Origin of the sequence: Nocardia cerradoensis NBRC 101014 (assembly GCF_000308535.1) — a bacterium.
Taxonomy (GTDB): Bacteria; Actinomycetota; Actinomycetes; order Mycobacteriales; family Mycobacteriaceae; genus Nocardia; species Nocardia cerradoensis.
Genome location: NZ_BAFW01000119.1, coordinates 1 through 23076, shown reverse-complemented (window position 1 = coordinate 23076; position 23076 = coordinate 1). Strand labels below are relative to the sequence as shown.

The window sequence follows — 23076 nt, the reverse complement described above, 5'->3', positions numbered from 1 at the left end:
GCCACAGTTCCAGTGCCGCAGCCGATCTCGTATTGCCCATCTCCTGCGCGAGCTGCGGTACCCGCGGATCGGCGAGCAGGCACAGCACGTCGTTGTCGGCGGGCAGTCGTTTGCGGGTGACGCCGGAGGCGACCATGGTGGCGTCGCACAGAATCGGCGCGCCGGCGCGCAGCGCGGTGCGGGCAGCCGTCACGACCTGCGGGGTGTGGGAGATATCGGTGGTCAGATCGACCTGTCCGCACGCGTGGATCATGCGCACCACCACCTGCGCGACATCGGCCGGGAACCGCGCCAGATCGGCTTCGGCCCGGATCGTCGCGAACGAGCGCCGATAGATCTCGGCCCCGTCGGTGAGGTAGCTGGTACGCACATCGGACATGGGCATCACCCTAGCGGTGGGAATCCGGGCCCCGAGCGGCAGCGTGGGCGAGGCGCCGCCCGGTCCGCGACCTCGGCCGCCCGGCCCGCGGCATCAGAACGGCAGCCGGGCCCGCCACGGCGATTCGGCCGGGCCGTGCAGGGGATTGGCCAAGACGAGGTAGCGGAACAGGGCCAGCGCCCCGGTGAGCAGCAGCACCGCGAGTGGGACTTCGGCGAGCGCGGCCGTCGCGATCGACACCCCGATGTCGTCGGGTCCGGCGGTCGTCGTGTCGAACCAGGCGTCGGCGAGCAGCAGCACCCCGGTGCCGAAGGCGGGCAGGATGAGCAGCGCCCGGCGCCGCCAGCCGAGATAGGCGGTGGTCGTCATCATCACCACCAGCAGAATGTCGAATCCGATCCACACGAGGGACCAGTTGTTCGCGTTGTACTCCTGCGGCAGCGTGAGCCCGAGGTAGACCAGCCACGGGATCATCGCGACCGAGCCGCCGACCATCAGCGACAGCCGCAGCCCCCGCGCCACGCGCACCCGGCGCGGATCCGGCCGGACCCGGTCCGGCCGCAGGCGCGCGACCAATTCGAGCCGCTGGGCGAGCGAAAGCTGCTCGATCTGCGCATCGGAGAGCAGGGCCGCCGTGGACGGCTGTGGGGCGGACGGGTCCATCGATTCAGTGTGCGCGAACCGCAGGTACGAGGCATAGTGGGCCGCCCGAATCGGAGGGAGTTCGTCCCGATCCCACCGTCGGACCGGGAGGTCGGATGGTCGTGGCCCGGGGGTTGCGCGGCCGGAGTCGTCGCGGGTGCGAGTCTCAGCGATCCGCGCGCGGCCCGGTGATGCGATACCCGCCGGCTTCGGCGACCACCTCGGTCACCGGCCCGGCCGGACGCCCGCATTGCCGATCGCACCCGGACCAGTGCTGTCGCCCGGCGACGACCACCTGATCGGCCGCGACGCCGGACAGCTCCGGCGTCGGGGCTCCGACCGGCAGCACCCGTCCGGAGGCGACGGCGTCGGCGGCATCGGCTCGCACGCCGGTGAGTGATTTCGCGCAGCCCGGCCGCCCGGCGCACGCGGTCACCGCCAGCCACGGCGAGTTCGCGTCGAAGATCAGGCCCATCGGTGCCAGCACCCGCACCACCTGCTCGGCCGTCCACTCGTCCATATCGGCCACGACCAGACTGCGCCAGGGGGTGACCAGAATCGGATGTTCCACCGCCGCGACGAATTCCGCGGTCCGGGCCGGAAGCGCGCCGAGGGGCACCGCCGCCCCGAGCGCGACCCGGTCGTCGGCCTGGGGGAGCCAGCCGATCGGAATATCATGGCGGGCAACGAAATCCACCGGTGCGGCGGTCGGTTCCAGAGCCAGTTCGGCCAGGATCCGAGCCGGGCCGTCGGGGACCTCGCGCAGCCGCCACTGTTCGCCGCGCGCTCGCTGGAAGCTGTGTGCCGCCGCCAGCATCGTGTCCACCGCCCGGTCCGCGCCGATGCGCGCGCCCGAATCGCGCCCGGCCAGAACCAGCGCGAACTCGGCCTCATCGGTGGCGTGGATGCCGATATCGCCGCCGAGGCCACTGATGTCGCCGCGGCCGTCGTCGAGGGTGAACAGCACGCGCCCGGGGAGGGCGGCCAAATCCGGCGCCGCCTGCAGCCCCGCGTCCAGTTGCGCGGCCAGCGGATGCACATCGCTCCACCCGCCCGACCGGCCCGACAGCGGCGAGGCCACGATGTTGCGCACCCGTTCGTGGGTGGGCGCCGGCAGCAGATCGGCGTGCTCGAGCCGCTCGGCCAGTGCCGCGGCGTCGTGCATCTGCCGCAACTGCACATTGCCGCGCGAGGTCAGTTCGATGCTGCCGTTACCGAGCTCGTCGGCCGCCGCGGCCAGTACGCGCAGTTGATCGGGGGTGATCGCGCCGCCGGGCAGCCGGATCCGGGCCAGCGGGCCGTCGGCGGCCTGATGCAGGCGCAGAACACCGGGGCAGGAGTCGGGAGCGGAGCGCGTCATGATGGTCTCAGCCTACGAGCCGGGCGTGCCCGGAATGTGGCCGGTGCGTCCGAAGCACGGGCTGGTCAGTGACCGCGGCGCAGGCGCAGGCGATGATGCGCGGCACGCGGTGCGTGGGACGGTTCGAGTGTGGCGCCCGGCCAGGAGGAATCCCACAGCAGGCTCGGACCGCTGTGGTGGGTGGTCCGGTCGTGATAGGCGGTCGCGCCGAACAGGCTGAAACCGCCGACGAAGGCGGCGGCGCAGATCGCGCCCGCGACGAGGGCCCAGCCGAGATGTCCGCTTCCGGCGGCGGTCAGTCCCATCGCCAGGGTGCCGAAGCCGATCAGAACGCAGAAGTAGCTGGTCCAGGCGACCATACGGTTGCGCCGCACCCAAGGCGGGGTGGCGGGCATGGGATCACCGGTCCTTCGGGGTGCTCCTGTCCCGGGCGCTGATCACGGCCTTCCACAGCTGATCGTCGACGTAACTGTCCGACAACAGGTGTGGGTTGTCGTGGCGCTCGAGGTGGTCGCGGCGGACCGTCGACTCGAAGACCAGCAGCCCGAAGATCGCGACCGCCGCACAAGCGCCGGCGGCGACGAGCAACAGCCCGCCGTGGCCGCCCGCTGCAGCGGCCAGAGCCATCGCTAGCAATGCCACAGCAATCATCATGCATGTAATTCCCGACCAGGCGGCAAAGCGGTTCCGCCTGCTCCATCCCGGTGTGTTCGGCATATTCACAGCGTACGCCGCGGAGTCGGATCGGGAAATACCGGTCACAGCAGTGCGATAGCATCCGGGGGCTCGCCGATACGAGGAAAGCCGGTGCAATTCCGGTGCGGTCGCGCCACTGTGACAGTCAGACCCTCCGGGCGGGCGGCCGTATCCATCATGGGCGCGTCACCCGAGGAGAACCGTGATCCTGCTGCTGTCCACGTCCGACACCGATCTGCTGTCCGCGCGCGCGAGCGGCGCCGACTATCGGCTCGCCAACCCGGCCCGGCTGCTTGTGGAAGATCTGCCCGGACTGCTCGCCGGCGCCGATCTGATCGTGGTCCGCATCCTGGGTGGCCGCCGCGCCTGGGAGGACGGCCTGGACGCGCTGCGCGCCAGCGGGATTCCGCTGGTCGCCCTGGGTGGCGAGATGGCGCCCGATGCCGAGCTGATGGAGTGCTCGACGGTTCCGGGCGGGGTCGCCGCGGACGCGCACAACTATCTGGCCGCGGGCGGGCCCGGCAATCTGCGGCAGCTGCACAATTTCCTGTCCGATACGGTGCTGCTGACCGGTCACGGCTTCGAACCGCCGGTCCAGCTGCCTTCCTGGGGCGAACTCGACCGCACTCCGGAGGCGTTGTCCGGCAACGATTCCCGCCTCGCCGCCGCGCCGACGGTGGCCGTGCTGTACTACCGCGCCCAGCACCTGGCCGGGAATACCGCCTACGTCGAGGCGCTGTGCCGCGCGCTCGAACAGGCCGGGGCGCGCCCGCTGCCGCTGTACTGCGCATCGCTGCGCAATGCCGAACCGGATCTGCTCGAGACGCTGCGCCGCGCCGACGCGCTGGTGGTGACCGTGCTGGCCGCGGGCGGCACCAAACCCGCGACCGCCGCCGCCGGTGGTGACGACGAGGCCTGGGATATCGGCGCGCTCGCCGACCTGGATGTGCCGATCCTGCAGGGCCTGTGCCTGACCAGCGGCCGCGACCAGTGGGCGGACAACGACGACGGGCTCTCGCCGCTGGACGTCGCCACCCAGGTCGCGGTGCCGGAATTCGACGGGCGGATCATCACGGTGCCGTTCTCGTTCAAGGAGTTCGACGCCGACGGCCTGTCGACCTATGTGCCCGACCCGGAGCGGGCGGCGCGGGTCGCGGGCATCGCGGTGCGCCACGCGCGGCTGCGGCATCTGCCCGTGGCGCAGCGCCGGATCGCGCTGATGCTGTCGGCGTATCCCACCAAGCACGCCCGCATCGGCAATGCCGTCGGGCTGGACACCCCCGCGAGTGCGATCCGGCTGCTGACCGAGATGCGTACGGCCGGTTACGATCTCGGCGCGGCCGGCGAGGTGCCGGGGCTCGAGGAGCGCGACGGCGACGCGCTCATCCACGCGTTGATCGCCGCCGGTGGCCAGGATCAGGACTGGCTCAGCGCGGAACAGTTGGAGGGCAACCCGATTCGCATCGGCGCCCGGCAGTACTCGGCCTGGTTCGCCACCCTGCCCGAGGAACTGCGCACCGCGGTCGTGGAGGCGTGGGGGCCGCCGCCGGGCGAGTTGTTCGTCGACCGTTCCGCCGACCCCGACGGCGAAATCGTCATCGCCGCACTGCGTTTCGGCAATATCGTGCTGCTGGTGCAGCCGCCGCGCGGTTTCGGCGAGAATCCGGTCGCGATCTACCACGATCCGGATCTGCCGCCCAGCCACCACTATCTGGCGGTGTACCGGTGGTTGTCCGCGGCGGCCGACGAGGGTGGATTCGGCGCCGACGCGATGGTGCACCTGGGCAAACACGGCAATCTGGAATGGCTGCCGGGCAAGACGCTGGGCATGTCGGCGGCCTGCGGCACCGATGCCGCCCTCGGCGATCTGCCGCTGATCTATCCGTTCCTGGTCAACGATCCCGGTGAGGGCACCCAGGCCAAACGCCGCGCCCACGCCACACTGGTCGACCACCTCATTCCGCCGATGGCACGTGCCGAGACCTACGGCGATATCGCCCGCCTGGAGCAACTGCTCGACGAGCACGCCAACATCTCGGCGCTGGATCCGGCCAAACTGCCCGCGATCCGCCAGCAGATCTGGACCCTGATGCGAGCCGCGAAGATGGACCACGACCTGGGGCTGGAAGAGCGGCCGGACGAGGACACCTTCGACGACATGCTGCTGCATGTCGACGGCTGGCTGTGCGAGATCAAGGATGTGCAGATCCGCGACGGGCTGCACATCCTGGGCCAGGCCCCCGCCGGCGAGGGCGAACTGGATCTGGTGCTGGCCATGTTGCGCGCCCGACAGTTGTGGGGCGGTGAAGTCGCGGTGCCCGGGCTGCGTGAGGCGCTGGGGCTCGACGAATCCGGGGAGGAATCGCGCGAGCGCGTCGACGTCGTCGAGCAGCGCGCCCGGCAGCTGCTGGCCGCACTGCAGGCGGCGGAGTGGTCGCCGGACGCGGTCGGGGAGCTGGTGGCCCGCTACGAACCCGATGCTCCGGATACTCTCGCCGCCGTCTTGCGGTTCGCCGCAACCGAAGTCGTGCCCCGGCTGCGCCAGACCGGAGTCGAGATCGAGCGGATTCTGCACGCCCTGAACGGCGGTTTCATTCCGGCCGGGCCGAGCGGTTCGCCGCTGCGCGGTCTGATCAACGTGCTGCCGACCGGGCGGAACTTCTATTCCGTGGATCCGAAGGCGGTGCCCTCACGGCTGGCGTGGGAGACCGGGCAGGCGATGGCGGATTCGCTGCTGGAGCGCTACCGCGCCGATCACGGCGACTACCCGCGCTCGGTCGGGCTCTCGGTGTGGGGCACTTCGGCCATGCGGACCGCCGGTGACGATATCGCCGAGGTGTTCGCGCTGCTGGGAGTGCGGCCGGTGTGGGACGAGGCGAGCCGCCGCGTCACCCGCCTGGAGGTGATCGACCTGGCCGAGCTGGGTCGCCCGCGCATCGACGTCACCGTCCGGATCTCGGGCTTCTTCCGTGACGCGTTCCCGCACGTGCTGGCGCTGCTCGACGACGCCGTGCGGCTCGTCGCCGATCTGGACGAACCGGCGGAATCGAATTACGTTCGCGCGCACACCGATTCCGATCTCGCCGAGCACGGGGACCGGCGTCGCGCCACCACCCGCATCTTCGGCTCCAAACCCGGCACCTACGGCGCGGGTCTGCTGCAGTTGATCGACTCCAAGAGCTGGCGCACCGACGACGACCTGGCCCAGGTGTACACCACCTGGGGCGGCTACGCCTACGGCCGGGACCTGGACGGCGCCCCGGCCGCCGACGATATGCGCGCCGCCTACCGGCGCATCGCGGTCGCGGCCAAGAACACCGACACCCGCGAGCACGACATCGCCGATTCCGACGACTACTTCCAGTACCACGGCGGTATGGTCGCCGCCGTCCGGGCGCTGACCGGCAAGAATCCCGAGGCCTACATCGGCGACTCGACGCGTCCCGACGCGGTGCGCACCCGCACCCTCTCCGAGGAGACCACCCGGGTGTTCCGCTCCCGCGTGGTCAATCCGCGCTGGCTGGAAGCGATGCGCCGCCACGGCTACAAGGGCGCGTTCGAGATGGCCGCCACGGTCGACTACCTGTTCGGCTACGACGCCACCACCAACGTCGTCGCCGACTGGATGTACGAAAAGCTCTCGGAGAGCTATGTCTTCGATGATGTGAACCGCAAGTTCATGACCGAGTCGAATCCGTGGGCACTGCACGGCATCGCCGAACGACTGCTCGAGGCGGCCGAACGCAAACTGTGGGAGGCCCCGCAGCCGGAAACGTTGGACCGGCTGCGGCAGATCTACCTCGAAACCGAGGGCGAACTGGAGTAGGGCCGCGCCTGCTACGTCGGCGGGCGGACCGGCTCCTGCGCCGCGCGGCAGATGTGCCGGGAACGAGTTCGGTCCTACCGTGGGGATATGACCTGGAACGAACTCGCACAGCAGAAGTACGTCCTGCTCACCACCTACAAGAAGGACGGCACGCCGGTCGGGGCCCCGGTCTGGGTCGCTCCGGACGGCGACCGGCTGGTGGTCTGGACCAATCCGAAGACCTGGAAGGTGAAACGGCTGCGTCGCAATGCCGCGGTGACGGTCCAGGCGTGTGACGCCCGCGGCCGCACATCCGGATCGCCGGTGAGCGCCGGCACGGCGCGCATCCTCGATGCGGACGGGACCGAACGGGTGCGCGACCTCATTGCCCACAAATACGGCGTGATCGGCACGGTGCTGATCCGCGGGCACAAGTTGATCTTCGGGAAGGATCGCTCGGTCGGGCTGGCGATCACCGCCGAACCGGCGGGGGAGTAACCGCCGCCGGATCAGGTCGGTGCTGCACCGAATCAGGCCGGGGCGGCGGTGATTTCGATGCCGATCGTGCCCTTGCGGCCGCGCCGCAGCACGCTGCCGGTGACGATCAGCCAGCCCATGATCGAGTACTTGCGCTTGATCAGCTGCCGGGTGCGGTCGCTGCCCTGCTCGTCGAGCACGCGGGCGGTGCCGCGCACGATCTCCCCGTGCGGCTTGCCGGAGACGCTGCACGGCTGCAGGGTGACCTCCGGATTGCGCCGCACCCGCTTGACCTTCCACGCGGCGGTCTCGGTCCAGACGTACAACTTGGCATCGTCGAGCGCCGCCCACACCGGGGTCGCGACCGGTGTGCCGTCCTTCTTGTAGGTGGTGAGCAGAACGTAGTTCGCGGTACCCGCGGGCCCGAAAGGATTGTCCACGACTGCCGAGCCTAATCGGTCGGAAGGCCGGGGATGAATCATGCCGTGTGCGTGAGGATTCGAGGACCGTCGTCGGTGATGGCGACCGTATGTTCGGAATGTGCGGTGCGGGAGCCGTCGGCGGAGCGGATCGTCCACCCGTCCGGGTCGGTGATGATGCGGTCGGTGGTGCGGGCGAACCAGGGCTCGATCGCGATGGTCAGGCCGGGGACGAGCCGCATGCCGCGTCCGGCGCGCCCGGCGTTGGGAACATGCGGATCCTCGTGCATGGTGCGGCCGAGCCCGTGGCCGCCGAATTCGGTGTTGACGGGGTAGCCGTGCCGCCGCGCGACCGCCGCGATGGCCGCGGAGATGTCGCCGAGCCGACCACCGGGCCGGGCGACCTCGACGGCGGCGGCCAGGGCCTCCTCGGTCGCGGCGACCAGCCGGGCGTCCTCGGGGTCGGCGGTGCCGACGATGGTGCTGACCGCGGCGTCGGCGACCCAGCCGTCGACCGAGACCGCCAGGTCCATGGTCAGCACATCGCCGTCGCGCAACCGGTAGTCGTAGGGCAGGCCGTGCAGGACCGCGTCGTTGACCGATAGACAGACGGTGTTGCGGAACGGCCCGCGTCCGAACGAGGGCGCGTAGTCCCAGTAGCACGACACCGCTCCTCGTTCCCGGATGCGCCGGCGCACATGCTTTTCCAGGTCGAGCAGATTCACCCCGACCTCGGCTTTCTCCCGCAGCTCCGCGAGCACCTGGGCGACGAAGCGTCCGGCCACGCCCATGCGCTCGATCTCGGCGGCTGTCTTCAGTTCGACCACGAAACCTCCCTGGAATTGGTATTTATATACCGACTCTAACCGTAGCGGTATTTGAATACCAGCTATGCTGAGGGCATGGTTCGACTTCCGCTGACCCCGGCCCAGGTAGAGGCCGGTCGCCGCCTGGGCGCCCATCTGCGTGCGGTCCGGGGCGATCGAGACCCCGCGGAGATCGCCCGGGCGGCCGGCATCTCACCGGAGACGCTGCGCAAGATCGAATCCGGCCGGCTGCCCAGCCCGGCGTTCGGCACCGTCGTCGGACTCTCCGGGGCGCTGGGAATTCCGTTGCAGGAGTTGGCGGAGGTCTGGCAGTCCGCTCGTCTCAGCGCCTCGGCCTGACGGTCCCGGTCAGTTCTTCTCGGCGCGGAACAGGGGGAGGGCCGTGTCGGCGATCGCCTCGGGCGAGGGGAGTGCGGCGCGCGCCTCGCGCGGGCTCATTCGCGACTGGAGTGCCCGCTGATGTGCCGCGCCCACCACCAGCAGGGCCGCGGTGCGTGGTTCGGCGACGATGTGGTGGCGGGCCGAGAGGTGTCCGATCACCACGTCCAGGGCGCGATGCGGGCCCAGATCGAAGTCGCGGCTGCGTTCGGAGTAGACCGCGCGCAATTCGGCATCGGATTCGATCGCCGCGATGACGGGTAGCGCGGCGCGGAAGAAGTCCTCCAGCACCATCACCAGGCGCACGAGATCGGTTCGCAGATCGGGTGATTCGGCCTCGTCCGCCGAATGTGGAGGGTCGGCGAGCATATCTTTCAATGGTCGCAGGTGATGCTGGATCACCGCTTGGAGCAGGCCGGTGCGATCGCCGAAGTGATAGAAGATGCTCGATTCGGCGACCCCGGCGCGCGTGGCGATCTCCTTGGTGGTCAGCCGCGCGACCCCGGAACTCGTGAGGACTTCCTGTGCGGCCGCGATCACGGCCTCCCGCACCCCGCTGCGCGGCCGCCCTCGGGTGCGTGCGGGCGGTTCGGTGGGCTCGGTGTGCTGGCGGGGCACCACATTTTCCTTCCGATCGGTCGTGCCCTTGCAGTATGCCGCATCGCGTCGTATTTTCTGAGTAGGCACTCGAAAATACTGATCGGAGCTGTCGTCATGTCCACTCCCAGCACACCTCCCTCCACCGGCACCGCGGCGGGCGAGTCGGCGGGCCGCGGCCGGTTGCGCATGCAGAGTGCGGTCGACGCCGCCATGCGCGCACTGCTGCGGTCGCCCCTGCATCGCCTGCTCAGCGCGAAATTGATGATCGTCACCGTGGTCGGCCGCAAAACCGGTCGCGTCTACGCGAATCCGGTCGGCTACGCCGAATCCGACGGCGCGCTACTGGTCGGCACGGCGGCGGGCTGGCGGCGCAATCTGCGGCCGGGAGAACCGGTGCGGATCACCTGGCGCGGCCGGGAACGGCTCGCGGACTGGGACGTGATCTCCGGCGAAGACGAGATCGCCGAGCCCTACCGCATCATCCTCACCCAGAACCCGACGCACGGCCGCTTCGCCGGTATCGGCCTCGATGCCGACGGCAATGTCAACCGGGAACAACTGCGCGCCGCCCTCGCCTGCGGCACGGTCGTCGTGCGGCTGCGCCCGGGCTCGATGCGCTGAGCGCTCAGGTCGCCTGGCTGACCGAGGACATGTGGAAGTCGGGGATCCGCATCGGCGGCATGGCCGTACGGGTGAACCAGTCCTTCCATTCGCGCGGCAGCGTGATCTCGGTGGCGCCGACCTCGGTGGCGCGGCGCAACAGATCCAGCGGGCTCTCGTTGAAGCGGAAGTTGTTTACCGCGGCGGTGACCGCGCCGTCCTCCACCAGATACACACCGTCGCGGGTCAGGCCCGTCTGCAGGAGGGTGGCCGGATCCACCTCACGGATGTACCACAGGCAGGTCAGCAGCAGGCCGCGCTCGGTGGTGGCGATCATCTGCTCGAGCGTGCGATCCGTCCCGCCGCTGAGCAGCAGATTCTCCCCGGCCACGGTGACGGGAGCGTCGTACTGCGCGGCCACGGCGCGCGGATAGATCAACGACTCGATCACTCCCTCGCGCAGCCAGTCGACCCGACCGGCCGACAGGCCGTTGTCGAAAACCGAGGAGGTCTCCGACGAGGCCGCGGTCGCGACGAACGGCCGGTACTCCAATCCGGCCGCAGCCGGGTCCGAGTACAGCGTCAGCGGCAGGTCGGTGAGCCGCTCGCCGACGCGGGTTCCGCCGGCCCGGGCGAATGCGGTGTGCCCCTCGTGGGCGCCGCGCCCGTCCATCGACCACAGCATCGGAATGAGCAGATCCGCGACCGCCGAGGGCGGCAGCAGCGTGGGGTAGCGGCCGGCCGGCAGCTCGACTCGGCGGGCGCACCAGTCCAGGCGCCGGCTCAGCTCGGCCAGCAATGCGGTGACGCCGATATCGGTGAAATCGGCGGTCGGCGCCCCCACCCAGGCGCTGGCCGGATCGTCGTCGCCGCGTTTGCCGTTGATCTCGATGGATCCGGTGGGTTCGGTCCACCGGCGGCGGATGCCGGTGGAGGTGCCCAGCCAGGTGGTGTGCAGCTGATGATGAGCGAAGCCGTAGAGCCGGTCGGTGCCGGCGAATCCGACGGCGAGCTCACCGGCGAGTCCGGTGAACACCTCGATACCGGTTTCGCGCACCGGGCCCGACCACTGCGAATCCTGTTGCGCACCCGCGCTTTCCGGATCCAGCAGCGGCATCGCGTCCGCGGCGGGTTCGGCGGTACGAGCCGCCTCTTCCGCACTGCGCACCACCGCCTCGATCTCGGCGGGATCCACGCTCGTGGAACCGACACTGCCCACCCGCGCCGAGCGTGGGCCCTCGCGCAGGATCGACACCACCGCCCAGGACCGGGACACCGACGACCCGTTGGTGGTCATGGAATTGCCGGCCCAGCGCAGCGAGGCCTCCGACGCGTCGGTGACGATGAGGATCGTCTCGTCCGCGCGTGCGACGGCCAGCGCCCGCTCCACGACCTCCGCGCCGTGCATCATCGTCACCGACCGGCCTCCCGTATCGTCTGCGAATTCCGAACCGTGGCCGCTCACCCTGCCTCCTGGCGGGTATTGAGGATGTTCACCCCGCGCACCAGCACCGACGGGCACCCGTGCGACACCGCCGCGACCTGGCCGGGCTGGGCCTTACCGCAGTTGAACGCCCCGCCCAGGACCCAGGTCGACGGGCCGCCCACGGCTTCCATCGCGCCCCAGAAGTCGGTGGTGGTGGCTTGGTAGGCGACGTCGCGCACCTGTCCGGCCGGCTCGCCGTTGCGAATCCGGAAGAAGCGCTGTCCGGTGAATTGGAAGTTGTAGCGCTGCATGTCGATCGACCAGGACCGGTCGCCGACGATGTAGATGCCGTCCTCGACGCGCGAGATCAGTTCGGCGGTGCTGGTGTCGGTCTGCGGATCGGGCTGCAGCGAGACGTTGGCCATGCGCTGAATGGGTACGTGGTGGGCGGAATCGGCGTAGGAGCAGCCGTTGGAGCGGGGCACCCCGAGACGTGGCGCGAAGACCCGGTCGAGCTGATAGCCGACCAGGGTGCCGTCGCGCACCAGATCCCAGCGCTGGCCGGCCACACCTTCGTCGTCGTAGCCGACCGTCGCCAGGCCGTGCTCCTGGGTGCGGTCGCCGGTGACATGCATGATCGGGGTGCCGTAGCGCAGCGTCCCGAGCTTGTCGGGGGTGGCGAAGGAGGTTCCGGCGTAGGCCGATTCGTAGCCGATCGCGCGATCGTATTCGGTGGCGTGACCGATGGATTCGTGAATCGTCAGCCACAGGTTGGTCGGATCGATCACCAGGTCGGTGGGACCCGGCGTCACCGAGGGCGCGGCGACCTTCTCGGCCAGCCACTGTGGCATCCGCGCCAATTCGTCGTCCCAGTCCCAGACTCCGTCGGCGCCGGTGACGTACTCCCAGCCGCGCCCAGCCGGGGCGGCGAGCGTGCGCATGGTCTCGAAACCACCCGTCGCCGCGTCGACGGTGATCGCCTCGAGTTGCGGATGCAGCCGCACCCGCTGCTGGGTGATCGTGGAACCCGCGGTGTCGGCGTAGTAGGTCTGCTCCTTGACCTGCAGCACTGACGCCGTCACGTGATCGATGCCCGCGGCCGAGGACAGGCGCTGCGAATAGTCCTGCAGCAGAGCGACTTTCTCCGGCGTCGGCACCGTGAACGGGTCCACGTCGTAGGGCGAGACCCAGGTGGCGTCGCGGTAGACCGGTTCGCCGGCGAGTTCGACGCGCTCGCGGTTGAGCGCCCGCACGGTGGCCGCGACCGTGACCGCGCGCTGGGCCACCGCCACGGCGGTCGCGGGCGTCAGCTCGCAGTGCGAGGCGAAACCCCAGGTGCCGTCGACGATCACCCGGACCGCGAAACCCAGGTCGACGGCGTTGTCGACGGACTCGACCCGGCCGTCGCGCAACCGGATCGATTGGGTCACCAGCCGGTGCACCCGCAGATCGGCGTGTTCGGCGCCGGCCGCGCGTGCCGCCGTCAGCGCCGCGTCGGTCAGGGCGGCCAGCGGTAGCGCGCGGAACTGTTCGTCCACGGTCGCGGATGCGATGCTCACCCGGCCTACGCTAATTGCTGACCGCCGAGCGGGCCAACAGATTCGCCGACGGGTGCGGCGAAACACTCCGGGCCCCAACACGACACGCCGTGCAAGTTTGCAGATGATGCAAACATGCACGAAATGCGGTGTGGCACGGACTGAAACGCGCGCGAAACGCGCAGCCTGCCGCAGGTTGCGGCGCCGATGGCGTACTGTCTGCCCGCGTGCCGCCATCCGCACTCCGTGACCGCAAGCGGGAACGCACCCGCCGCTCCCTCCTCGAGGCTGCCGCCGACCTGTTCGAATCGCGCGGCTACGAGGCGACCACCGTCGCCGATATCGCCGCGACCGCCGAGGTGGGTACCCGAACATTCTTCAACTACTTCGAGAGCAAAGAGGAACTGCTCTTCCCCGAACCCGACGAACGCGTGACCGCGGCGGTGGCCGCGATCGCGAGCCGCCGCAGTGACGAACGGCCCGTCGAGGTGCTGCTGCGCGCGCTGCGCGCCGCCGGCGACAACCCCGGTGACCACCTCGGCGACGATCTCGCGGCCCGGATCGCGGTGTTGCGCGCCCAGGTCTCGCGCACCGTTCCCGCCGTGAGCGGCCGGGCCGCTCACGCCCAGCTGGCCGCGCAGCAGGAGATCGCGCGGCGGCTGCGCGACGCGTTCCCCGACGAACTGGACGAGGTCGGCGCGGCCGCGCTGGTCGGCGCCGTCGTCGGAGCGGTGTCGGGCGCGCTGACCGTGCTGTTCTCCGGCCGCCACGCGATCGAGGACGGCGAGCGACTGCATCGCACCATTCGCGAGACCACCTCGCGGGTGCTGGCGCCCTGGCTCTCGGCCGGGCGGCATCTGACCGCGGAGGCGCACTGCTGAGCGCCGCTCAGCCGAACTGCTGCCAGCCCAGGCGGATGACCATCGCGGTCACCACGATCAGCAGTACCGCGCGCACGAACCCGGCGCCGCGCGCGAGCGCCATCCGCGAACCCACCACGGACCCAGCGATATTCGCCACCGCCATCCCGAGGCCCACCGACCAGATGATGTGCCCGGTGGCGGCGAGCAGAATCAGCGCGCCGAGATTGGACCCGCAGTTGATCACCTTCGCCATGGCCGCGGCGCGCACGAATTCGGTGCCCAGCAGGGTGGCGAAGGAGATGATCAGGAAGGTGCCGGTACCGGGGCCGACCAGCCCGTCGTAACCGCCGATCAGTCCGGCCGACAGGCCCACCACCAGAATCGTGCGGCGCCGGGTCGGCGGGTGGGTGGCCATCGTCACCCCGATCGAGGGCCGTGTGGCCACCACGATCGCGACCCCGATCAGCACCGCCATCACGATCGGGATGAAATAGCGCCGGTCGATCAGCGCCACCGCGGCCGAACCGGCGGCCGCCGCGCACGCCGCGATCACCGCTCCCGACAGCATCAGCGGCCGGTTCATCGGCACCCGCCGCGCGAAAGTCAGTGCGGCGGCACTGGTTCCGGCGAATGCGGCGATCTTGTTCGTCCCCAGAGCGGTCTGCGGGGCCAGCGTCGGCGCCACCAGCAGCAGGGTCGGCAGGATGATTAGTCCGCCGCCGCCCACCACGGCATCCACCCAGCCCGCGACCGTGGCCGCGGGCAGCAGCACCGCCCAATCAGCCACATCCACGTCGGCGACACAATCAGAGTTCGCGACGTGCGGCAAATCGTGGCGCCCGATGCGGCGGTGGCGGCCACCTAGGCTGAGCGGGTGCGCCGATTCAGTCTGTGGCTCCGTGGCAAACCCATGGTCGCCGATTCCATCCTCGCGGCCGCACTGGTGCTGTTCGATCTGCTCACGCTCGGCGGCAAGGATCACACGATCGTCTACCTGATCCTCGGGCTGCTCGTTCCGGTGCCGGTGATCTGGCGGCGCAGCTATCCGCGCGCCAGCGCGGTCGCCCTGCTGGTGTTGTCGATCACGACCAGCGCGGTGAGCGTGGTCCTGCACGAGGATCTGCAGCCGCCCGCACTGCTGGCGGTCGGCGTCGCGCTCTACACCCTCGTCGCCTACGTGGGCCGGCGCGAAGGCTTGCTGTATCTGGCCGGCCTCGCCGTGGACGGGGCGTTCTCGCTGGCCGTGGTCGACCAGTCGGTGCCGATCGTCATCGGCTTCCTGATCATGTTCTACGCGCTGTGCTGGACCCTCGCGGAATTCCTCGGCGCCCGCCACGCCTACGACGCCGAGGTCGCGGCCCGGCTCGCCGTCGCCGACTACGACCGCGAGCGCAGCGCCCACGACGCGGTCTCGACCGAACGCACCCGCATCGCCCGCGAACTCCATGACGTGGTCGCTCATGCGGTCAGCGTCATCATCGTGCAGGCCGACGGGGCGAAATACGCGCTGCGCCGTGATCCGGAGATCGCCGAACAGGCATTGGCCACCATCGCGGCCACCGGTCGGGAGGCGCTGCGCGAACTGCGCCGGACCGTGGAACTGCTGCGCACCGAACACGCCCCCGGAACAGCTGCCGCAGCACGGCACCGCCGGACTGGCGAAGGTGGTGGAGATGATGCGCAACGCCGGGCTCGCCGTGGAACTGGAACTCACCGGAGAACTCGACGACGTCGCGCCCGAGGTGAGTCTCGGCATGCATCGCATCGTGCAGGAATCGCTGACCAACACCTTCCGCCACGCCGGCCCCGACCCGCAGGCCTGGGTGCGGGTGCGCCGCCGCGACGCGGACGTGCTGGTCGAGGTCCTCGACCGCGGCGATGCCCCGTCCGCGACCGGGTCCACCGTGGCGGCGAAGGCACCCGCCGTGGACGACACCGCAGTGCGCAACGGCATCGCCGGCAGCGGCCTCGGACTGGTCGGGATGCGGGAGCGGATCGCGGTCCTCGGCGGCACCCTCGAGGTGGGACGACGCCCCGAGGGCGGCTGGCGCGTCTGCGCCACCATTCCCCTGCAGCGCGAACTACCGGACTGACCGGCCGAGAAGTCCCGGTTAGATTGGTGCGGTGCCGATCACCGTACTCGTCGTCGACGACCAGGAACTCATGCGTGCCGGACTCAAGATGGTGCTGGGCGCGCACCCGGATGTCGACGTCGTCGCCGAAGCCGACAACGGCGCGACCGCCGTGCGGCTGGCCGGTGAGCTGGCCCCCGACGTGGTGCTGATGGATGTGCGGATGCCCGTGGTCGACGGCGTCGCCGCGACCGCCCAGATCCTCGAATCCGGGTGCGGCAGCCGCGTTCTGGTGATGACCACCTTCGACCTCGACGAACACGCGCTCGGTGCGCTGCGCGCCGGAGCCAGCGGCTTCCTGCTCAAGGACACCCCGCCCGAGGATTTGATCTCCGCGATCCGCAGCGTCGCGGCCGGCGACGCCGTGGTCTCGCCGAAGGTGACCAAACGGCTGCTGAATCGGTTGATCGCCGCCGACCCCGCCCGCGTGCGCGACCCGTCGGTGCTCGACGTGCTCACCGCGCGTGAACGCGAGGTGCTCGAACAGATCGCCGCCGGGCGCTCCAACGCCGAGATCGCCGCCGAGTTGTACCTGTCGGAGGCCACGGTGAAGACGCACGTCGGCCGGGTGCTGACCAAACTGGGACTGCGCGACCGGGTGCAGGCGGTCGTACTGGCCTACGAAACCGGGCTGGTCACACCGGGTACCTGACCCGGATGTGCGGCGATATGCCCGGATCGGGAGAAAATCGGGGCCGTCGCGCGTTGGGCAGGGTAGATCGTGGAAAGGATCGCCGATGCCCGCCCTGTTGTTCGCCCTCTATCTCGTCGTCGAGATCGCGGCGCTGGTCGTGGTCGGCCACCTCATCGGTGCCGTGCCGACCATTCTGCTGCTCATCGCCGGATCCGCGCTCGGGTTGATCCTGGTGCGTTCCCAGGGCCGCCGGGTCTTCGAGCAGTTCCGCCGCGCCCGGCGCGGCGAGATCGCCCCGGGGACCGCCGTCGCCGACGGCGCGCTGGTCGGGGTCGGCGCGCTGCTGATGTTCGTTCCCGGACTGGTCACCTCGGTGTTCGGACTGCTGCTGCTCCTGCCCACCCGCGCACTGCTGCGACCGCTGGTCTCGGCCGCGGCGCTGCGGCGCATCGATCGGCTGACCATGGCCACCGGCTATCGCGGCGTGGTGGTGGAACCCTCCGGTGAGGTCGTCGACGGCGTGGTCGTCGAGCAGTACTACGACGACGGTCAGGGCCCCGCGCGGCGCATGATCGATCCCCGCTGACCGACCCGCACTGATCGCATGCCGCCGGCCGTGCGGCACACTGGTCATCCGTGAGTACCCAGTTGCTGGTCGGCGGCCGAATCTACAGTTCCAGTTCCCCCGATGCGACCGCGATGGCGGTCACCGACGGCACCGTGGTCTGGCTGGGCGCCGAACGTCCCGGTCGCGCGCTGCATCCCGACGCCGAAATCGTCGATCTGGACGGCGCTTTCGTGGCCCCGGCCTTCGTCGATCCGCACGTGCACGTCACCGCGCTGGGCCTGCAACTGACGGGTCTGGATCTGTCCCAGGCGAATTCGCTGGCGCAGTGCCTGGATCTGGTGCGCGAGTACGCCGCCGCGCATTCCGGAACGATCATCGGCGACGGCTGGGACGAGACCCGCTGGCCCGAGGGGCGCCCGCCCACGGTCGAGGAGATCGACGCCGCGGCCGGGCCCGGCCGCGCGGTCTACCTGTCCCGCGTGGACGCCCATTCCGCCGTCGCCTCGACCGCGCTGCTCGACGCGGTGGCCGCCGTCCGCGCCGCCACGGGATATACCGCCGGCGCACCGCTTCGCGCCGACGCCCATCACCTCGTCCGCGAGGCCGCCCTCGACGGTCTCGACCGCACGCAACGCGACCGGGCCCGGGCCACCGCACTCGATCACGCGGCCGCGCACGGCGTGGTCGCCGTCCACGAATGCGCGGGCCCGCAGATCTCCGGACGCACCGATGTGCGCGAATTGCTGGCATTCGAGCACAGTGTGCGGGTACGGGCGTATTGGGGTGAGGCCGTCACCTCCGCCGACGAGGCGCGGGCGCTGGTCGGCGAACTCGGTGTGCACGGGCTGGCCGGGGACCTGTTCGTCGACGGATCCTTCGGCTCCCACACCGCGTGGCTGCGCGAACCGTATGCCGACCGCGACACCACCGGCGTGTCCTACCTCGACGCCGCGGCGATCGCCGCGCACGTCCGGGCCTGTACCGAGGCCGGAATCCAGGCCGGATTCCACGCCATCGGCGACGCCGCCATCGACGCGGTGGTCGAGGGCTTCGCCCGCGTCGCCGCCGAACTCGGCGCACCGGCCGTGGCCACCCGCGGCCACCGCCTCGAACACGCCGAACTGCTCGATGCCGGACAGATCGCGAAACTGGCCGAATACGGTGTGATCGCCAGTGTGCAACCGGGATTCGACGCCGCCTGGGGTGGCGCCGAGGGAATGTACGCCACCCGGCTGGGCGCCGAACGCGCCGCCGCCACCAACCCGTTCGCGGCGATGGCCGCCGCCGGCATCTCGCTGGCCATCAGCTCCGACGCCCCGGTGACGGCGCTGAACCCGTGGGAGGCCGTCCGCGCGGCCGCGAACCACCGCACCCCGGGACACCACATCTCCCCGCGCGCCGCCTTCGCCGCCGCCACCCGCGGCGCGTGGCGAGCCGGCGGCGTGCGCGACGGGATCGCCGGCACGCTGGTGCCCGGCGCTCCGGCCGACTACGCGATATGGGACACAACGGAATTGGTGGTCGCCGCCGCCTCGGACACGGTGCAACGCTGGTCCACCGATCCGCGCTCCCGCGTCCCCGGCCTGCCGTCCTTGGACGAGGGCGCCGAACTCCCGCGTTGCCTGCGTACGGTCCGTGCGGGAGTCACCATCTACGCGGCCTGAGGAAGGTGCGCGACCGACATCGGCCGCGCTTCGTCCCTGTGGGCGCGTGGCGGACGCCCGGCATGACCCGTTCGTCCACCGCCACCGCACTGACCGGGGTAACCGACGAGCGCCGTGGTTGGACATCGACGACGCGCACCGGCCCGGCATGCGTGCGCCCCGGAGCCCGGCACCGGCCGGTGCGCGGTATCCCAGTAGGCTGGCGCGGTGCTGGGCGTGACGTGGCGGGTGTGGGGGAGGATCGGGGCCGCTGTCGTCGCCGGGCTGTTGGTGTTCGCGAGCTTCCCGCCGCGGACCTGCTGGTATCTCGCGCCGATCGGCATCGCGATCTTGACTTTGGTCGTGCGCGACGCGACGAGATTGCGCGGCGGATTCGGCTACGGACTGCTGGCGGGGCTCGCGTTCTTCCTGCCGCTACTGCCGTGGACCGGCATCTACGTCGGCCCGGTGCCGTGGCTGGCGCTCTCGGCCGCGTGCGCGCTGTATGTCGGCCTGTTCGGGCTGCTGTCGCGGCTGGTGTGCGACCTGCCGGGCTGGCCGGTGTGGGTGGCGCTGATGTGGACGCTCACCGAATGGGGACGCTCCAGCTTTCCCTTCGGCGGATTCCCGTGGGGCCGGCTCGCTTTCGGGCAGGCCGACGGCTGGTATCTGCCGCTGGCCTGGCTCGGCGGTGCACCGGTGGTGAGCTTCGCGGTCGCCCTGACCGGAACCGTCCTGGCGGCCCTGCTGCTTCGGTTGCGTCCCCGGGTAACCGCACGGCGGGCGGTCGTAATTATCACTCTCGCAACGGTTGTGGCTATTATCCCGATTACCGGAGTGATCCTCCGGACCGCGCTGCCCGCCCCGGACGACGGAGACCGGTCGATCACGGTCGCCGCTATCCAGGGCAGCGTGCCGCGGCTGGGTCTGGACTTCAACGCCCAGCGCCGCGCCGTGCTGGACAATCACATTCGTCGTACCGAGGAATTGGCCCGCGCGGTCGCCGCCGGTACCGCCGCTGCGCCGGATGTGGTGATCTGGCCGGAGAACTCCTCCGATATCGACCCGCTGCGGAATTCCGACGCCTACGACGAGATCACAGCGGCCTCCCGTGACATCCGCGCCCCGATCCTGGTGGGCGCCGTCCTCGTCAACGACGACCGAACCACCACCAACTCGGTGATCGTGTGGGACACCGACGGGCCGGGGGAGCGCCACGACAAGAAGATCATCCAGCCCTTCGGCGAATATCTGCCCTACCGTGGCTTCTTCCGCCACTTCTCCGACTACGCCGACCGCGCAGGCTACTTCGTGCCCGGCCACGGCGACGGTGTCGTGCACGCCCGGCCGGCGAGCGGCGGCCCGATGGTCGCGATCGGCGTGGCAACCTGCTACGAGGTCGCCTTCGACCGCGCCTTCGAGGATTCGCTGCGCGCCGGTGCGCAACTGCTGACCGTCCCGACCAACAACGCCACCTTCGGTGACAGCGATATGACCTATCAGCAGCTGGCCATGTCGCGGGTGCGGGCCGTCGAACACGGCCGGGCGCTGGTGGTCGCCGCGACGACCGGCGTCAGTGCCATCGTCACCGCCGACGGCGTGGTGCGGCAGCAGACCACCAAATTCGTGCCCGCCGCACTCGAGGCGACGCTGCCGTTGCGCAGCGACACGACACCCGCGACCGCGATAGGTCCCCTTCCGGAACGCATGTTGTGTATTCTTGCTGCGGCCGTCGCCCTGGTCGCGGCTATCCGGCGGCGAACGATGCGCTCGGCGCATCGGACCGATGAGGACGTCACCGGCGACCCGGCATTCGACTGACGGCCACCGCAGTCTCCCGGACAATCACACATCGCGGGTACCCGCGAATCGAAATTTCTCACACTCCGTCGATTCCGGGCCGCCCATCCGCATTCGCCGGCCGGTTGCACAGCCGGATACCGCGTGCTGTCGATCTTGTCCTTGACGGGCGATCAGCACGGAACGGCAGTCGTTTGCGGTGAAATAGCCAATCAATTGCTTTATCTGCCTGTGGCGTTCGAGGCCGAAGATCACGACATCGTTACCAGTCCGGCCGCAACGGGGCTCCGAATCATAGGGCGTGGATCACGTCCTCCCGCTGGCGCGCGCTTTTCCGCCCGCGGATCGGGACCGGGGAGTTGCGTATACAGCGGCAGAACGGAGTGATTGATGAGTTCATTGGCCACCGATCGTGTCGACCAATGTGCTTCCGGCGAATTCTCAGCACAACCCTTCGCTCTGTCACCGGCGCAAACCGCCCTGTGGTACGCGCAGCGGATTCGGCCCGATGTGCCACTGACCATCGCGCAGTACGTGGAAATCCACGGTGATCTCGACGTGGGCCGGCTGCTCTACTCGATCGAGCGGTTCGGCGCGGAATCCCAGGTGGGTCAGGTGCGCGTCGTGGAGATCGACGGCGTGCCGCAGCAGGTGGTGGATTCGGCGCATCGGCCCGGCTGGGCTCGGATCGATCTGCGTAAGGAGCCCGATCCGCGCGCGGCGGCGCTGCGGTGGATGAACGAGCACGCCAGCAGCCCGATCGATATCGAACACGAGCCGCTGACCATCAATGTCGTCCTGCGCGTCGGTGACCAGGACTACATCTGGTACTGCCGCGCCCACCACATCGTCATCGACGGCTACGGCGCCATGAACGCGCTCACCCGCACCGCCGAGATCTACACCGCGCTGGAGAACCACACCGAGCCCTCGGTCTCGCGGGCCACCCCGCTGGCGGAGATCTACGCGGGGGAGTCGCGGTATCGGGAGTCGAGCCGCTATCGCGCCGATCAGGAGTATTGGCGTGAGCAACTCGTGGGGGTGGGCGAGCCGCAGACGCTGTCGTCGTCGGGGATCGCCTCGTCCATGCCGGATCCGGGCCGGCGCATCGCGGCGGCCGTGCTCGACGCCGACACCGAAACCGAACTCACCACTGCCGCCACCACATTCGATTCGCAGAATTCGGCGCTGGTGGTCGCGGCGCTGGCGGGGTACGTGCGCGCGGTGACCGGCACCTCCGATGTGGTGCTGAGCTTGCCGATGTCGGCGCGGACCACGGTCGCGCTGCGCCGTTCCGCGGGCGTGGTGTCCAACGTGGTGCCGATCCGGGTGCGATTCGACGCCGACACCACGGTCGCCGATGTCGTCAAGGCGACCGAACTGCAGATCACCGGCGCCCTGCGGCACCAGCGCTACCGCCACGACGACATCAGACGCGACTGCGGTTATTCGCGCGATGCCCGCGGCTTCTTCGGGCCGATGGTCAACATCATGCTGTTCCACAGCGAACTGAACTTCGGCAGCTTCGTCGGCTCGCTCAATGTGCTGTCCACCGGCCCGGTCGAGGATCTGTCGATCAACCTCTACAACGGCGAGGGCGGGCGCATCCACGTCGATTTCGAGGCCAATCCGCAGCTCTACGGCGCGGCCGAGCTGGCACGTCATCACGAGCGGTTCCTCGCCTACCTGAACCGCTTCCTCACCGCCGATCCGGCCGAGCCGATCGCGGCGGTGCCGGTGATCACCGATGCCGAACGCGACGAGGTGCTGCGGCAGTGGAATGCGACCGCCGTGCCGGAGCAGCCGGGCACTCTCGCCGATCGGTTCGGCGCGCAGGCGCGGGCCACGCCGGATGCGATCGCGCTCGAATTCGACGGCGACACACTGACTTACGAACAGCTACGCCGGCGCGCGGATCGGCTGGCGCGCTTGCTGATCGCGCGCGGTGCCGGACCCGACACGGTCGTGGGCCTGGCCATGCGCCGCAGTCTCGACCTGGTGGTCGGCATGTACGCGATCGTGCGCGCGGGAGCGGCCTATCTGCCGATCGATCCCGATCATCCGGGCGAGCGCACCGCGCACATCCTCGAGCAGGCCGCGCCGCTGTGCGTACTGACCGCGGCCCGGGACGAGGTCGATCTTCCCGGCGACGTCGCGGTGATCGATGTGCAACAGCTCGACACGGCCGATTCCGGCGACGAACCGGAGATCACCGACGCCGATCGGCGCGCACCGCTGCGCCGTGACCACCTGGCTTACGTGATCTTCACGTCCGGATCGACCGGTAAA

21 protein-coding genes and 1 pseudogene are annotated in these 23076 nt (G+C 70.0%); 11 read left to right on the top strand and 11 right to left on the bottom strand.

Features of this window, described 5'->3' with window-relative positions; all coding sequences use genetic code 11:
* The 5 genes from ON23_RS12715 to ON23_RS12695 all read right to left on the bottom strand — a co-directional run.
* A partial coding sequence (locus tag ON23_RS12715) for a precorrin-8X methylmutase (protein WP_039778325.1) occupies positions 1–379 on the bottom strand: 379 nt, incomplete at its 3' end.
* A 93-nt stretch (positions 380–472) separates the two neighbouring features.
* Positions 473–1042, bottom strand: a complete 570-nt coding sequence (locus ON23_RS12710) for a hypothetical protein (protein ID WP_051042591.1) — start codon at positions 1040–1042, stop codon at positions 473–475.
* 145 nt (positions 1043–1187) lie between these two features.
* The gene (gene cobG, locus ON23_RS12705) at positions 1188–2381 is read right to left on the bottom strand and encodes a precorrin-3B synthase (protein ID WP_039778324.1); all 1194 of its coding nucleotides are present in this window, start codon (positions 2379–2381) and stop codon (positions 1188–1190) included.
* A gap of 65 nt (positions 2382–2446) precedes the next feature.
* Entirely contained in the window at positions 2447–2776 is a 330-nt protein-coding gene (locus ON23_RS37875) for a hypothetical protein (RefSeq protein ID WP_143860275.1), read from the bottom strand.
* A gap of 4 nt (positions 2777–2780) precedes the next feature.
* Positions 2781–3023, bottom strand: coding sequence for a hypothetical protein (locus tag ON23_RS12695; RefSeq protein WP_143860277.1), 243 nt, complete (start codon positions 3021–3023; stop codon positions 2781–2783).
* A 256-nt stretch (positions 3024–3279) separates the two neighbouring features.
* On the opposite strand from ON23_RS12695, the gene cobN reads away from it, so the two are divergent.
* On the top strand, positions 3280–6903 hold the full coding sequence (gene cobN, locus ON23_RS12690; protein WP_039778322.1) for a cobaltochelatase subunit CobN: 3624 nt from the start codon (positions 3280–3282) through the stop codon (positions 6901–6903).
* Positions 6904–6990: 87 nt separating this feature from the next.
* Positions 6991–7380 carry a PPOX class F420-dependent oxidoreductase gene (locus ON23_RS12685; RefSeq protein ID WP_039778321.1) on the top strand — a complete coding sequence of 130 codons (390 nt, stop codon included), beginning with the start codon at positions 6991–6993 and terminating at the stop codon, positions 7378–7380.
* A gap of 32 nt (positions 7381–7412) precedes the next feature.
* On the opposite strand, the gene ON23_RS12680 is transcribed toward ON23_RS12685, so the two are convergent.
* Both ON23_RS12680 and map read right to left on the bottom strand, forming a co-directional pair.
* Positions 7413–7799, bottom strand: a complete 387-nt coding sequence (locus ON23_RS12680; RefSeq protein ID WP_039778320.1) for a PPOX class F420-dependent oxidoreductase — start codon at positions 7797–7799, stop codon at positions 7413–7415.
* A gap of 38 nt (positions 7800–7837) precedes the next feature.
* Complete coding sequence (gene map / locus ON23_RS12675; RefSeq protein ID WP_039778319.1) at positions 7838–8605, bottom strand: type I methionyl aminopeptidase; 768 nt, start codon at positions 8603–8605, stop codon at positions 7838–7840.
* Between the two features lie 75 nt (positions 8606–8680).
* Between map and ON23_RS12670 the strand changes: the two genes are divergently transcribed.
* Positions 8681–8944, top strand: coding sequence for a helix-turn-helix domain-containing protein (locus ON23_RS12670; protein WP_039778318.1), 264 nt, complete (start codon positions 8681–8683; stop codon positions 8942–8944).
* Between the two features lie 9 nt (positions 8945–8953).
* Here the strand turns inward: ON23_RS12670 and ON23_RS12665 are convergent, their stop codons facing one another.
* Complete coding sequence (locus tag ON23_RS12665; RefSeq protein ID WP_157170213.1) at positions 8954–9601, bottom strand: TetR/AcrR family transcriptional regulator; 648 nt, start codon at positions 9599–9601, stop codon at positions 8954–8956.
* Positions 9602–9697: 96 nt separating this feature from the next.
* Here ON23_RS12665 and ON23_RS12660 point away from each other — a divergent pair, with 96 nt between their 5' ends.
* Positions 9698–10204: a nitroreductase/quinone reductase family protein gene (locus tag ON23_RS12660; RefSeq protein ID WP_051042581.1), complete on the top strand. Its 507-nt coding sequence runs from the start codon at positions 9698–9700 to the stop codon at positions 10202–10204.
* Positions 10205–10208: 4 nt separating this feature from the next.
* Here ON23_RS12660 and ON23_RS12655 read toward each other — a convergent pair whose 3' ends face one another.
* A complete protein-coding gene (locus ON23_RS12655; RefSeq protein ID WP_039778329.1) occupies positions 10209–11594 on the bottom strand; it encodes a metallopeptidase TldD-related protein in 1386 nt (461 codons plus the stop codon).
* Positions 11595–11644: 50 nt separating this feature from the next.
* On the bottom strand, positions 11645–13168 hold the full coding sequence (locus tag ON23_RS12650; protein ID WP_039778317.1) for a TldD/PmbA family protein: 1524 nt from the start codon (positions 13166–13168) through the stop codon (positions 11645–11647).
* A gap of 206 nt (positions 13169–13374) precedes the next feature.
* On the opposite strand from ON23_RS12650, the gene ON23_RS12645 reads away from it, so the two are divergent.
* On the top strand, positions 13375–14028 hold the full coding sequence (locus ON23_RS12645) for a TetR/AcrR family transcriptional regulator (protein ID WP_083903884.1): 654 nt from the start codon (positions 13375–13377) through the stop codon (positions 14026–14028).
* Between the two features lie 7 nt (positions 14029–14035).
* Here the strand turns inward: ON23_RS12645 and ON23_RS12640 are convergent, their stop codons facing one another.
* Complete coding sequence (locus tag ON23_RS12640; protein WP_039778316.1) at positions 14036–14803, bottom strand: TSUP family transporter; 768 nt, start codon at positions 14801–14803, stop codon at positions 14036–14038.
* Between the two features lie 81 nt (positions 14804–14884).
* Between ON23_RS12640 and ON23_RS12635 the strand changes: the two are divergent.
* The 6 genes and pseudogenes from ON23_RS12635 to ON23_RS12610 form a co-directional block, all read left to right on the top strand.
* Positions 14885–16103, top strand: a pseudogene (locus ON23_RS12635) (sensor histidine kinase).
* A gap of 31 nt (positions 16104–16134) precedes the next feature.
* Entirely contained in the window at positions 16135–16794 is a 660-nt protein-coding gene (locus ON23_RS12630) for a response regulator (RefSeq protein WP_036501594.1), read from the top strand.
* Positions 16795–16879: 85 nt separating this feature from the next.
* The gene (locus ON23_RS12625; RefSeq protein WP_039778314.1) at positions 16880–17362 is read left to right on the top strand and encodes an FxsA family protein; all 483 of its coding nucleotides are present in this window, start codon (positions 16880–16882) and stop codon (positions 17360–17362) included.
* A 50-nt stretch (positions 17363–17412) separates the two neighbouring features.
* Positions 17413–19008: an amidohydrolase gene (locus ON23_RS12620; RefSeq protein ID WP_039778313.1), complete on the top strand. Its 1596-nt coding sequence runs from the start codon at positions 17413–17415 to the stop codon at positions 19006–19008.
* Positions 19009–19218: 210 nt separating this feature from the next.
* Positions 19219–20808 (top strand): apolipoprotein N-acyltransferase, encoded by a 1590-nt coding sequence (gene lnt, locus ON23_RS12615; RefSeq protein ID WP_083903890.1) that lies wholly within the window; start codon positions 19219–19221, stop codon positions 20806–20808.
* Between the two features lie 369 nt (positions 20809–21177).
* Positions 21178–23076 (top strand): condensation domain-containing protein (locus ON23_RS12610; protein WP_157170212.1); only part of this gene is annotated, 1899 nt, incomplete at its 3' end.

Coding starts and splice junctions, on each gene's coding strand:
- ON23_RS12625 (WP_039778314.1), top strand. CDS start 16,880: ATGCCCGCCCTGTTGTTCGCCCTCTATCTCGTCGTCGAGATCGCGGCG.
- ON23_RS37875 (WP_143860275.1), bottom strand. CDS start 2,776: ATGCCCGCCACCCCGCCTTGGGTGCGGCGCAACCGTATGGTCGCCTGG.
- cobG (WP_039778324.1), bottom strand. CDS start 2,381: ATGACGCGCTCCGCTCCCGACTCCTGCCCCGGTGTTCTGCGCCTGCAT.
- ON23_RS12670 (WP_039778318.1), top strand. CDS start 8,681: ATGGTTCGACTTCCGCTGACCCCGGCCCAGGTAGAGGCCGGTCGCCGC.
- ON23_RS12655 (WP_039778329.1), bottom strand. CDS start 11,594: ATGATGCACGGCGCGGAGGTCGTGGAGCGGGCGCTGGCCGTCGCACGC.
- ON23_RS12685 (WP_039778321.1), top strand. CDS start 6,991: ATGACCTGGAACGAACTCGCACAGCAGAAGTACGTCCTGCTCACCACC.
- ON23_RS12710 (WP_051042591.1), bottom strand. CDS start 1,042: ATGGACCCGTCCGCCCCACAGCCGTCCACGGCGGCCCTGCTCTCCGAT.
- ON23_RS12660 (WP_051042581.1), top strand. CDS start 9,698: ATGTCCACTCCCAGCACACCTCCCTCCACCGGCACCGCGGCGGGCGAG.